At 40.7% G+C, this 12293-nt stretch carries 12 protein-coding genes and 1 pseudogene; 6 read left to right on the top strand and 7 right to left on the bottom strand.

The genetic code is table 11. The features are described from left to right. Nucleotides 1–8: 8 nt before the first annotated feature. Complete coding sequence (locus HMPREF2987_RS01095) at nucleotides 9–464, bottom strand: NUDIX hydrolase (RefSeq protein ID WP_075228985.1); 456 nt, start codon at nucleotides 462–464, stop codon at nucleotides 9–11. A 140-nt stretch (nucleotides 465–604) separates the two neighbouring features. Beyond that, complete coding sequence (mnmA, locus tag HMPREF2987_RS01090) at nucleotides 605–1726, bottom strand: tRNA 2-thiouridine(34) synthase MnmA (RefSeq protein WP_075228984.1); 1122 nt, start codon at nucleotides 1724–1726, stop codon at nucleotides 605–607. 304 nt (nucleotides 1727–2030) lie between these two features. Between mnmA and HMPREF2987_RS01085 the strand changes: the two genes are divergently transcribed. Next, complete coding sequence (locus HMPREF2987_RS01085) at nucleotides 2031–2858, top strand: hypothetical protein (RefSeq protein ID WP_075228983.1); 828 nt, start codon at nucleotides 2031–2033, stop codon at nucleotides 2856–2858. Nucleotides 2859–2950: 92 nt separating this feature from the next. Here the strand turns inward: HMPREF2987_RS01085 and HMPREF2987_RS01080 are convergent, their stop codons facing one another. Further along, nucleotides 2951–3574, bottom strand: coding sequence for an aggregation-promoting factor (locus tag HMPREF2987_RS01080; RefSeq protein ID WP_075228982.1), 624 nt, complete (start codon nucleotides 3572–3574; stop codon nucleotides 2951–2953). Between the two features lie 241 nt (nucleotides 3575–3815). Here HMPREF2987_RS01080 and sdaAB point away from each other — a divergent pair, with 241 nt between their 5' ends. From sdaAB to HMPREF2987_RS01065, 3 genes are read left to right on the top strand one after another with little or no spacing between them, the layout of a single operon-like run. After that, nucleotides 3816–4487 (top strand): L-serine ammonia-lyase, iron-sulfur-dependent subunit beta, encoded by a 672-nt coding sequence (gene sdaAB / locus HMPREF2987_RS01075; protein WP_075228981.1) that lies wholly within the window; start codon nucleotides 3816–3818, stop codon nucleotides 4485–4487. Nucleotides 4488–4495: 8 nt separating this feature from the next. Further along, complete coding sequence (gene sdaAA, locus HMPREF2987_RS01070; protein WP_075228980.1) at nucleotides 4496–5368, top strand: L-serine ammonia-lyase, iron-sulfur-dependent, subunit alpha; 873 nt, start codon at nucleotides 4496–4498, stop codon at nucleotides 5366–5368. Nucleotides 5369–5391: 23 nt separating this feature from the next. Next, a complete protein-coding gene (locus HMPREF2987_RS01065) occupies nucleotides 5392–6033 on the top strand; it encodes an HAD hydrolase-like protein (protein ID WP_075228979.1) in 642 nt (213 codons plus the stop codon). A 92-nt stretch (nucleotides 6034–6125) separates the two neighbouring features. Here HMPREF2987_RS01065 and HMPREF2987_RS01060 read toward each other — a convergent pair whose 3' ends face one another. From HMPREF2987_RS01060 to HMPREF2987_RS01045, 4 genes are all read right to left on the bottom strand, one after another. Continuing rightward, a complete protein-coding gene (locus HMPREF2987_RS01060; RefSeq protein WP_075228978.1) occupies nucleotides 6126–6539 on the bottom strand; it encodes a DUF805 domain-containing protein in 414 nt (137 codons plus the stop codon). A 191-nt stretch (nucleotides 6540–6730) separates the two neighbouring features. Then, nucleotides 6731–7171, bottom strand: a complete 441-nt coding sequence (locus HMPREF2987_RS01055; protein WP_075228977.1) for a DUF805 domain-containing protein — start codon at nucleotides 7169–7171, stop codon at nucleotides 6731–6733. Nucleotides 7172–7334: 163 nt separating this feature from the next. Continuing rightward, nucleotides 7335–9185 (bottom strand): polysaccharide biosynthesis protein, encoded by a 1851-nt coding sequence (locus HMPREF2987_RS01050; RefSeq protein ID WP_075228976.1) that lies wholly within the window; start codon nucleotides 9183–9185, stop codon nucleotides 7335–7337. A gap of 69 nt (nucleotides 9186–9254) precedes the next feature. Further along, on the bottom strand, nucleotides 9255–10085 hold the full coding sequence (locus HMPREF2987_RS01045) for a glycosyltransferase (RefSeq protein ID WP_045762450.1): 831 nt from the start codon (nucleotides 10083–10085) through the stop codon (nucleotides 9255–9257). 213 nt (nucleotides 10086–10298) lie between these two features. On the opposite strand from HMPREF2987_RS01045, the gene HMPREF2987_RS01040 reads away from it, so the two are divergent. Both HMPREF2987_RS01040 and HMPREF2987_RS11190 read left to right on the top strand, forming a co-directional pair. Continuing rightward, nucleotides 10299–11465: a CynX/NimT family MFS transporter gene (locus tag HMPREF2987_RS01040; RefSeq protein ID WP_075228975.1), complete on the top strand. Its 1167-nt coding sequence runs from the start codon at nucleotides 10299–10301 to the stop codon at nucleotides 11463–11465. Nucleotides 11466–11677: 212 nt separating this feature from the next. Continuing rightward, nucleotides 11678–12293, top strand: a pseudogene (locus HMPREF2987_RS11190) (hypothetical protein); the annotation flags it as partial.

Here is a 12293-nt window from a genome sequence, read left to right as displayed (position 1 = left end):
TTTCTCTCCTATTCCTCAAAATGAATGTGTCTTAGTTGGCCGTCCCAAGCTGTCAAAGCTGTTTTTAAAAAGGCTGGGACTAGATTGATACCCTCAAGCTTGTCTATGTCAATCCATTCACAGGGCTGCGATTTTTCATCTTCCTGCATGGTCAATGGGGCATCTTCAAGCAAATTCACTAGATAATGAAACTCGATATTGTGATAGTAAATACCGTCCTGTTCAAAACGATTTTCAACTACGAAAACTAGCTGACCAGCTTGAGCTTTGACACCCAGTTCTTCCTTCACTTCACGGACTACCGCGTCTTCCGTTTTTTCGTTAATTTGAATCGCACCGCCGATTGTGTAATACTTGCCCTTATCTTTGGTGACTAGAAGCTTGCGATTTTGGAGAATCAAGGCTGTCGCCCGAACTCCAAAAACCGTATTTCCTACTCTTGTCCGAAAGTCTTGCTGAGTCATTCTTGTCCTTTCCCTTAAACGACACAAAAACAGTCAAAACTCCAAAGAAGTGCAGGACAAAAAAGCCTGCAACATCCATGAGCTTTGACCATCATTTCTATTGCTTTTATTATTGTAGCAAATTGAGAAAATTTGTCAATCTAAATGTACTGACAAACTTGTCCATCGCGGTAAGCATTGTCAATCAAACCGCCACCTAGACACTCATCGCCATCATAAAAGACAACTGCCTGTCCTGGTGTGATGGCGCGTTGCGGTTCTGCAAACATGACCTCTGCCTTATCTCCTTTGACATAGACGGTCACCTTAGAATCAGGCTGACGGTAGCGGAATTTAGCCGTACATTCTAATGTAAATTCCTCTGGCATATCACGAGTAAAGTGGACCTGACTGGCTTCTAGGCTGGTTGACATGAGCGAATCATGGTAGAAGCCTTGGCCTACATAGAGAATGTTCTGACTTAGGTCTTTTCCGACAACGAACCAAGGAGCATTGTCACCGCCGTGTTGTCCACCGATCCCGAGTCCGCCACGCTGACCGATCGTATAGTACATCAGACCAGCATGGTCACCCATATCGCGACCATCCACAGTCATCATTCGACCAGGCTGGGCTGGTAGGTAGTTGCTGAGAAATTCTTTAAAGTTCTTTTCTCCGATAAAGCAAATTCCTGTTGAATCTTTCTTCTTAGCAGTCGCAAGGCCTGCTTCTTCTGCTAGTCTGCGAACTTCAGGCTTTTCCAAATGTCCCAATGGGAACATAGTCTTTTGTAATTGTTCTTGTGAAAGTTGGCTGAGGAAATAGGTCTGATCCTTGCCATTGTCCACGCCACGAAGCATGTGAACAATGCCATCCTCATCACGCGCCACACGGGCATAGTGCCCAGTCGCTACATAATCGGCTCCCAAGGTCATAGCATAGTCCAAAAAGGCCTTAAACTTGATTTCCTTGTTACACATAACGTCTGGATTTGGCGTGCGTCCTGCACGGTATTCCGCTAGGAAATACTCAAAAACGCGGTCCCAGTACTCTTTTTCAAAATTGACAGAGTAGTAAGGAATGCCAAGTTGGTCTGCCACTGCAGCCACATCCTTGTAATCTTCGGTCGCCGTACAGACGCCGTTTTCATCTGTGTCGTCCCAGTTCTTCATGAAGATACCGATCACATCGTAGCCCTGTTCTTTGAGCAAGAGAGCCGTCACCGACGAATCAACACCACCACTCATCCCCACGACAACACGTGTTTTAGAGTTATCACTCATGGTAGTTCTCCCATCTATTCGTTTATTCACGATTGAAGGTCGTGTGTGCTTAACGATTGAAGGTCGTTTGAGCAGTTTTCATTATAACATGCTTAGATAGAGAAGACAAGGAAGAGGCTGATAATCTACCAACCTCTTCTGTCAATACATGAAAATCAGGATACAAAAGAAATCAATTCATCCCTAAATCTCTATTCTCTTTAAAAACTTATTTTTAAAATCAACTAAAAATGATATACTTTAATAAGGAGGAATGCGCACATGATTCCATATATACACCATCATCCATGTGCGTAGGACTAATGTGAACAACTACAAAGATATTCTAATATCAAAAAATACTATTTTTATTATTACACTTATTGCAGGTATTGGACTTTTGACAGGCTTAGTCCTTCATCAAGAAAAAATCCAAGCAGAGAGAGGGAACGTTGCTCTCATCAAACAACAAAAAAATCATCAAGATGTTGAACAAGTAAAAAACGCTATTAAAAACTTCAATATCGATTCTGAAACCATTATAGAAGATTGGAAAAAAATTCAAGAATTAAAACCAACTACTGATGAAGGCAAAAAGACACTAGCAGACTTTCTTACTTCTACTGCCGATAAAGTGACAAACCACTATAGTGAAAAAGCTTTAAAACTAGATATAAAAGATTCTGATAGCCAGTTTCAAGATAAACAAACACTTGAAACGACCATCACTTCCTTACAAAAAATACTAGAAATCATTAAAAATATCAATTCTGCAAACGATCAAACTGCTCTTGAGGAAAAGATTAAACCAATTCAAGAACTAATCTCTAAATTTCAAAAACAAGTTGAAGTCTTGACCAAAAAAGAGGAACAAAAGTCTAACCAGACTGAAACGACTAGTAGCGTTCAGAGAGGAGAAACCTACAATTCAGAAGATAGCAACTACACTCCAACCTACTCTGAATCATATGGAAACCTGAATAATTCCCAAGCACCTGCAGCTGAGCAGTCTTCATCTGGTAGTACTAGTAGTGGAGGAGATAATAGCGCTAATACAGGAGAACAAACTGCTGATTCTTCAGGTTCTCAATCAGAGTCTAATAGCAATACAAATAGTCATCAACCTACTAATTCAGGTGTAGAAAATCCATAAACTTGTAAGCCCTCATCACCAATGTTTATAATGACCTCTCATCAGATGTAAGCACACAAAAAGAGCCGTTTAAGGCTCTTTTCTATATCATCTTAATACCAACCGTTGTTAAGCCAGAAGTTCTTAGCTGCAGTCCATGAACCGTAACGTCCTGCAACGTAGGCATCTGCTACACGTTCTTGGTTTTCAGCTGAGTAGTCACCGTTCAAGTATGAATCTGTCAATTGGTAACGTCCGATGTAACGTCCGTTTGTAGCTGTGTAGCTACCACCTGATTCTTTTTGAGCAATCCATTCTTTAGCTTCTGATTCTGATCCGCTTACTGTTGCTGCTGGAGCAGTGTAGCTTTCTTCCACAACTGGTGCTGCTGGTGCTTCATATGTTGTTTCAGTTGCTTCTGCTTCGTAAGTTACAGCTTCAGTAGTTGCCTCTGTTGTAGCTGGAGCCTCATAGGTTGTTGAAGTCGTTGCAGCTACTGCAGCAGCTGGACCATCAATAATCAAGACTTGGTCTACAAAGATAAGGTCAGTATTTTCAATATTATTCAATTCAGCCAATTTTTCAACAGTTGTGTTGTGTGTTTCTGCAATTTCTGAAAGAGTGTCACCAGCTTTAACTGTGTAAGTCGTTGTCTCTTGCGCAAAAGTTAGTGATGGTGCAAGGAAAGCAAGTACGACTGCCAATCCTGCAAATTTTGTTTTAATAGTTGATTTCATTTAAAAAGTTTCTCCTTCTTTCTTATATTTCCATCATACCCTACTATTATTACTGTTTCTTGACGTTTTTATGTAGAAATATTACAAGACTATGTTTTATTTCACTTAAATAGCCTTTTTTTGTTACAAAAGGCTTGATTTTATAGTCTTTATGGGGATTCTAGATATTTGATAATGGAATTGAGCGCTTGCATCTAATCTTTGATATAATAGAGGTAAGAATCTTTTGAAGGGGAAACAGATGCAATCACTTCGTTTTCAATCTGTCTTTGATATTATTGGGCCAGTCATGATTGGGCCGTCTAGTAGTCATACAGCAGGAGCTGTTCGAATCGGGAAAATCGTCTCATCTATCTTTGACGATACTCCTACCGAGGTCGAATTCCAACTTTTTAACTCTTTTGCAAAAACCTATCGCGGACACGGAACTGACCTTGCCCTTGTCGCTGGAATCTTAGGAATGGATACAGATGATCCAGAAATCCCTAACAGTTTAGAAATCGCCCACAAGCGTGGCATCAAAATCGTCTGGACCATCCAAAAAGATAGCAACGCACCTCATCCAAACACTACGAAAATCACTGTTAAAAACGATCGTAAGACTATCAGTGTAACAGGAATTTCAATCGGCGGTGGAAATATCCAGGTTACCGAATTAAATGGTTTTGCGGTATCCCTTAATATGAATACTCCTACTATCATCATTGTCCATCAGGATGTTCCTGGTATGATTGCTCACGTAACAGAGGCCCTCTCTCGCTTTGATATCAACATCGCTCAGATGAATGTGACCCGAGAAAAGGCTGGTGAGAAAGCCATTATGATTATCGAAGTTGATAGTCGCAACTGTGACGAATCTATTGAAGAAATTCGTAAAATTCCTCATCTGCACAATGTCAATTTCTTTCAATAGGAGGAACTATGTTTTATTCTATCAAAGAATTAGTTCAACAAGCCGACTTAGATTTTCAAGGAAATGTTGCTGAGCTCATGATTAGGACTGAGTATGAGCTAACTGGTCGTGAGCGTGAGGAAGTTCTCCTCCTCATGGAGCGTAACCTTGAAGTCATGAAAGCCTCAGTTGAGCTTGGTCTCAGTGAAAAAAAATCTCGTAGTGGCTTAACAGGTGGAGACGCAGCCAAACTAGACCACTACATCAAAAAAGGAAAGACCTTATCAGACTTCACTGTTTTGTCTGCTGCTCGGAATGCTATCGCCGTTAATGAACACAACGCCAAGATGGGACTCGTTTGTGCAACCCCTACCGCTGGTAGTGCCGGCTGTCTTCCAGCCGTTCTCACTGCTGCTATTGAAAAGTTGAATTTAACTCATGAGCAACAACTAGACTTTCTCTTTGCTGCTGGCGCTTTCGGGCTTGTCATTGCTAATAACGCTTCTATCTCAGGAGCTGAAGGAGGCTGCCAAGCAGAGGTTGGCTCTGCTTCTGCCATGAGTGCCGCTGCCCTGACCTTAGCTGCTGGAGGAAGTCCCTATCAAGCTAGCCAGGCCTTGGCTTTTGTCATTAAAAATATGCTTGGTCTCATTTGTGACCCTGTTGCAGGCTTGGTTGAAGTTCCTTGTGTCAAGCGTAACGCTATGGGAGCAAGCTTTGCCTTCATCGCAGCCGATATGGCTCTGGCTGGAATTGAATCCAAAATCCCAGTTGACGAAGTCATTGATGCCATGTACCAAGTAGGTTCTAGCCTACCAACTGCCTTCCGTGAAACAGCTGAGGGAGGCCTTGCCGCCACACCGACAGGTCGTCGCCTTCAAAAAGAAATCTTCGGCGAATAATTTCAAAATCATTAGGAGAGTATATGTCATCAATTTCTGCTATTTTTTTCGATTTAGATGGAACGCTCGTGGATAGTTCTATCGGCATTCACAATGGTTTCACCTATACCTTTGAGCAACTGGGAGTGACAAGTCCTGATGCCAAGACTATTCGTGGTTTTATGGGGCCTCCGCTAGAAACCAGCTTTGCCACTTGCTTACCAACTGAGCAGATTGAGCAAGCCATCCAGCTCTATCGTTCTTATTATAAGGAAAAAGGTGTGTACGAAGCTCAGCTTTATCCTCATATCAAAGATTTACTGGTAGAACTAGCTAAACAGTTTCCTCTCTATATCACCACTACGAAGAATACACCAACAGCAGTTGATATGACTAGTAATTTTGAGATTGACCACTTCTTTGACGGCATCTATGGTTCAAGTCCTCAAGCCCTGCACAAGGCCGATGTCATTCGTCAGGCTCTGGAAACTCATCATCTAGCTCCTGAAACGGTTGTTATTATCGGAGATACCAAGTTTGATATGATTGGTGCCCAAGAAACTGGCCTTAAAAAACTAGCAGTAACCTGGGGATTCGGTGAGGAGAAAGACCTCATGGACTATCACCCTGACTGGATTGCTCACCAAACAGAAGATATTTTAAATCATTTACAGAAGAAAGATTAATCAAAAGACCCCCAAATCTAGCACATCCTAGACTTGGGAGTCTTTTTATCTGTACTTGACTAGGAAAAATGCCTTTCACCACACTGGTTACATTATTCAAAGGGGGAAACTTCTTCGGCTTCACCTTCTTTAGATCTATCGATAGCGACTGTTTCTACTTCCTTAGTGGGCATAGCTAGCAAGACCAAAAGAGCGATACCACCCATTGGAACGAAGTGAAGGAAGATGAAGGCCCAGTGAAAACCTGCATCTCTTAGCCGACGAACTTTTACAGCAAGACTTGGTGTAAATAGCACGATAGCTAAAATCATATAAACACTTATGATTGCTACTCCTAAAATAGGATCTGTTCCTCCGGCATCCTTCAAGGCCATTTGAAACCAGAATATATAAAGGGGTAGGAACAAAATATGATTCATCAACCAAACCCACCAAAAGTCTGAACGTGTTGAACGACCTGTAAAATCTGCATAGCCTTTAAAGAAATTTTTATATGCCTGAATCATAAGTTGCTCCTAATTGTTTAGTTGTATATGTTAGTCTATCAGATACTGCTAGAAATCACAAATATTTAAAAAATAAAACACTCCTCAATCCACAAATGGATATGGGAGTGTTAGTGGTTTACCTAATAGTAGGAAGAATGCTAGTCAGCTAAAATGCTAGTCAGCTAAATAGATGGTGAAGTTTGGCTATCCTATTTATTGTCTGGTTCTTCGAAAGGTGAAACTTCCACAACTTCTTCAACTTCAACTTCTTCAGCTTTATTAAGGGTTACTACCTCTACTTCCTTGCTTGGCATAGCTAACAAGACTAGTAAAGCAATTCCTCCAACCACGGGAATAAAATGTACAAAAATCAGAGCCCAGTGAAAACCAGCATCACGGAGACGGCGAACTGTCAAAGCTAACATAGGTAAGATTAGGGCAAGACCGAAAATCATATAGACAATAGCGAGTCCACCCAAGGCAAGAAAAGCACCCTCTTCTCCTTCGCTAAATATAGCATTAAAGTATGCTGAATAAAGAGGGATAAGAAGTAGTATGTTTGTTAGCCAAATCCACCAATACTCTGAACGTGTTGAACGGCCTGTGAAATCTACATAACCTTTAAAGAAACTTTTATATGCGTTAATCATAAGTTACTCCCTAATTTTTTTATTTACTATAGTTTATCATATCTGTTCACTAATAACAAGTTTGTTCAAAAAACTCTGAAAATCTCTCCAAATCTAGAAAAAAAGATACTATCCCTTCCCTCCTGTCAAAAAGAGTTCCAGGGATAATACCTTAGTTTTGTTTTTAATCAGTGTGAGTTGTTTCATTGGCAAAACCGATAATGGCTTGCTTCAACTCAGAACCTCGCAAGGCACGGAATTCTTCAATCTTTTGATTGATGACTTCAAGTGGCATGACATTAACCTTGCCCACAAAAATCTTATCCATGACTTGATTATCCACTAATTCGGTTGACACTAGCAACTCCTCATAGAGTTTTTCACCTGGACGGATCCCCACTTCTACAATTGGAATTTCATTTTCAGTACGTCCACTGAGAAGAACCATTTTCTTGGCCAAATCATAAATCTTAACAGGTTGCCCCATATCAAGGATGAAGACTTCTCCATCTTTGGCATAAGCTCCTGCATGTATAACCAAACGACTAGCTTCTGGAATGGTCATAAAGTAACGAGTCATACGGAAGTCTGTCACGGTCACTGGACCACCCTCTGCAATCTGACGCTCAAAGACAGGAATCACACTACCACGGCTACCAAGAACATTCCCAAAACGTACCGCACAATAGGTAGACTGGCTACGCTGGTTAAATCCTGTAACAATCAACTCTGCCACACGTTTGGTAGCCCCCATAACGTTCGGTGGATTAACAGCCTTATCTGTCGAAATCATGACCATCTTCGGCACCTTAGCGGCGTCAACTGCCTTGGCAACATTATAAGTTCCGAGGATATTATTTTTAAAGGCTTCTTTGGGATTACGTTCCATCATCGGCACGTGCTTATGGGCAGCAGCATGGTAAACAATAGCTGGTTCATACTTCTCAAATACTTGAAGCAAGCGATCATAGTCTTGAATATCTGCAATCACAGGAACATAGTCAATTCCTTGGAAGCTACGAATCAATTCATGATAAATCAGATAAATCGAATTTTCCCCGTGCCCCAAAAGAACCACGCGCTCTGGATTGAAGCGACTAACCTGACGACAAATTTCAGAACCGATGGAGCCTCCTGCACCTGTCACCAGGATAGTTTTACCAGTAATTTCTGACCCTAGGCGTGACTCATCAAGTTTAATTTCTTTACGTCCCAAAAGGTCCGTAATATCAATCTTTTGGAAGCCACCCACTTGCGGATGGATACCTTGGACAACCGACTCAATCTTGGGCATCTTATAACACTTCAAGCCAAGTTGGTTACACATTTTCAAGATGCGCTCATATTCTGACGGATCAAGGGAAGGGATCGCAACAATGACTTTCTCAATCTGATGACGTTTGGCCAATTCTGGCAACTGATCATAGGAACCTAAAACTGGAATACCACCGAGCTTCTGACCTTTTTTCTTTTCATCATTATCCAAAATACCGACTAACTCAAGATCACTCGTAGGATGTTGGTAGCTGTTCATAAAGAGAGCTCCACCGTCCCCAGCACCAATCAAGAAGGTACGACGGTGTTCCCCTTCTCCATCACCCTTTTTACGTCTAGAATAGATCAACTGCCAAGTGATACGAGGAAGTAAGATCAAGAAGGTGCTGAGCAAGATAAAGAGGACAATGAAACGCACAGAGAAAAGTGGCAAGAAGGCGTAGCAAATAAGATAAGACAAGACACTGCTGACACTTACTCCGATGAATATCTTCATAAAGTCTGTGATTTTGCTATAGCGACTGATGCTGGCATTGAGCCCCCAAAATCCAATCATAATCTGATAGAACAAGAAGGTCAGGCTAGTATAGATGACATAGTCCACAGGTGCTGGATTGATCAATCCATAAAATAAAATATAAGAAACAATGATAGAGGAAATCATGCTGGTAGCATCAAAAATCCCCCAAAAGACTTGTTTTTGTTGTTTATTTAGTACTTCAACCAGATCAATTACATAATCTGTCATTTTTTTGTTCATGTGAATGGAATCCTCCTACACAAAATCACATTTTCTAGTAATTACAAGACATTTTTTTAAACTGATGAGCTATTTGCTTTTTCTCAATAGTTTTAAAAATATAAACTGTCGTACAAATCCTGGACAGAGGGCAACGACAACTTGGATTAAAACACTTTTCAGATATTCACCATAAGAAATCTGTCCACGCGCGTGCATTCTTTGGCGTGCTTGGCGATAGAGTTTGAGATAGCGAAGACCACCGCGGCGTTCAAACATCCCCGCTCCCACGCGCACCTTACAAAGAATCTGATCCACATTCCCAGTCCGAGCACCAGCGCTAATCATATTGAGCCAAAGCAGGTCATCTTCCATATAAAGGCCATCTTCATAGTTGCCTGCTTTTAAAACCATCTCTTTTTTGAACATGACCGTCATGTGATTGAAGGCACTTCTCATGCGTTGGTAGGCGATTATCTCTTCGTGCTTGATAGGAACGCGACGATAGGACACTATTTCATCAGGTTGGTCAATAAATTCTGCGATATGACCTCCCAGCAAGTCCAAGTTTTCCTTTTCCATCAAATCAAACTGTTGTTCGAAACGATCTTCGACAGCGATATCGTCAGTATCCATACGGGCAATAACGTCATATTGGCACTGTAAGACACCATACTGAAGCGCTAAGCCCAGCCCACGGTTTTGTTCAAGTGGACAACGTTTAATTGGAATACTTGACTGTGCTGTCAATTTATCCAAAACTTGATAGAGTTCAGGTGTCAGCGGACCATCTTCGACGATTACCACTTCGCTAGGTTTGAGTGTTTGATGTAAGATGCTCTCTACTGCTTCTTCTAGAAAGGTAGGATTTTCTTTGATATAGACTGACATCAAGACACTAAATTTCCGATTTTCAGACACAGTTTTTCTCCAATGTATAGATTTTCTTCCACTATTTTATCACAAATTTCCAGACTTTCCTATTTTTATTTGAATCCCAGAAAAAAACTAGTAAATCTATCCTTCTTTTTCCAATGATTTCGCTGAGCTAAGTAACGGATTCTCTCTATCTTGACATCTATAGGAAAAAGCCTTAAAATAAGCTGTTATCAAAATCAGTTTATTGAGGTTCACATGAAAAAACGATCACTCTTTTTTATTCTAGGAATTGTCTTAATCGGAGCGGTCTTAAGAGCTCCTTTTACAGCCTTACCGACTATTTTAGGGGACATTGCTCAAGGTTTAGGAGTTGAGGTCAGCTCACTTGGTGTTTTGACCAGCCTTCCTCTCTTAATGTTTGCTCTTTTTTCCTCTTTTGCGACCCGTTTAGCTCAAAAGATTGGACTCGAGCACCTTTTTACCTACAGCCTCCTTGTCTTGACAATCGGCTCAGTCATTCGTATCTTCAATCTCCCATTGCTTTATCTGGGAACCCTACTCATCGGAGCAAGTGTCGCTATTTTTAACGTACTCCTTCCTAGCGCCATTCAGGCCAACTATCCGCAAAAAATCAGTTTTCTGACAACACTTTATGTAACGTCCATGGGGATTGCAACTGCCCTCTCCTCTTACATCGCTGTCCCCATCACTCAAGCAACTTCTTGGAAAGGCTTAATCCTTTGTCTAAGCCTCCTCTGCTTGCTAACCTTTTTCGTTTGGTTACCCAACCATGGTCACAATCATTTTCTTGAAGGGCATGAGAAAAAACAAGAGAAAGAGAATATCTTAAAAAATAAAAATGTCTGGGCCATCATCGTTTTTGGTGGACTTCAATCCCTCCTCTTTTATACTAGCATGACTTGGTTACCAACCATGGCTATTAGTGCTGGTCTTTCTCACACAGATGCCGGACTTCTGGCTTCTATCTTTTCACTGATTAGTATTCCCTTCTCGATGACCATTCCAAGTCTCACAACTCGTTTATCAGACCACAACCGCCAAATCATGCTGACAGTCATCTCTCTTGCTGGAATGCTTGGAATTGCTATGCTCCTATACCCGAGCAAGAGTTTCCTTTACTGGCTAGTAGCGCATCTCTTGATTGGAACTGCCTGCAGCGCCCTCTTTCCTTATCTCATGGTTTGCTTCTCCATCAAAACCAGCTCTCCTGAAAAAACAGCCCAATTGTCTGGTCTTGCCCAGACAGGTGGTTACATCCTAGCAGCCTTTGGACCAACTCTCTTTGGTTACAGCTTTGACATGTTCCATTCTTGGATCCCAGCTGTTCTGGCCCTCCTCGTCATCCATATAATCATGATAATCTCCCTCTTTATGGTGGATAAAACTGAGAAAATCCTCTAAAAAGGTTTTTAGGATTTGCCACAAATAAATACACTTTGAAAGCCAGACTGAGTCTGGTTTTTTATATGAGTATATGTTTAAAAAGCATCATACATATACTAGGAGAAAAATATGGTTTTTGATATAATAAAATATGTAGAAACTAATTATGAAACGAAAAGGCAGATTAGTTTGAACTAGCAATAATTACTATTTCAAAGTGAGGGCATAGTATGGATGAACAGAAATACAATTTGGAACAAAGTATAGCGGAGTTAGATAAGCTCCTTGACTTATCAGCAGATCAGACAGATAAGACTGCCTGTGAAGATCTAGCAGAAAAGGCAAGAATAATTTATGAGCAATTTCCAGAATCTGAAGAGATAGCTTTACGTTATGCTAAGACTTTAGTTAATTTATTGTTTGAACAAGAAAATGTTGAGGATGTACTGAACACTGTTAATTCTGTCAAACAAATTTTTGAGTTTTTCAAGCACTCTGAAGATATTGCTTTACATTATGCTATGGCTTTAGTCAATTTGTCAGCTAAGCAAGAAAATGTTGAGGACAGATTGAAGACCGCTGAATTGGTCAAAGAAATCTTTGACCAATTCAAGCATTCTGAAGACATTGCATTACGTTATGCTATGGCTTTATTCAATCTTTCAAACTTACAAAAGGACATCAAAAAGCGTAAAGAAACTATATCTGAACTAGAAGCTTTAACCTTAAAATTTCACAATTCAGAACTCATTGCTTTACGATATGCTATGGCTTTATTCAATCTTTCAAACCAGCAAAATGATATCAAACAACGTAAAGAAACTATATCTGAACTAGAAGCTTTAA

This window comes from Streptococcus sp. HMSC067H01, from assembly GCF_001814775.1.
Lineage (GTDB): Bacteria > Bacillota > Bacilli > Lactobacillales > Streptococcaceae > Streptococcus.
Note: the sequence above shows the minus strand (reverse complement) of the source record. Positions and strands in the feature narration are given on the sequence as shown.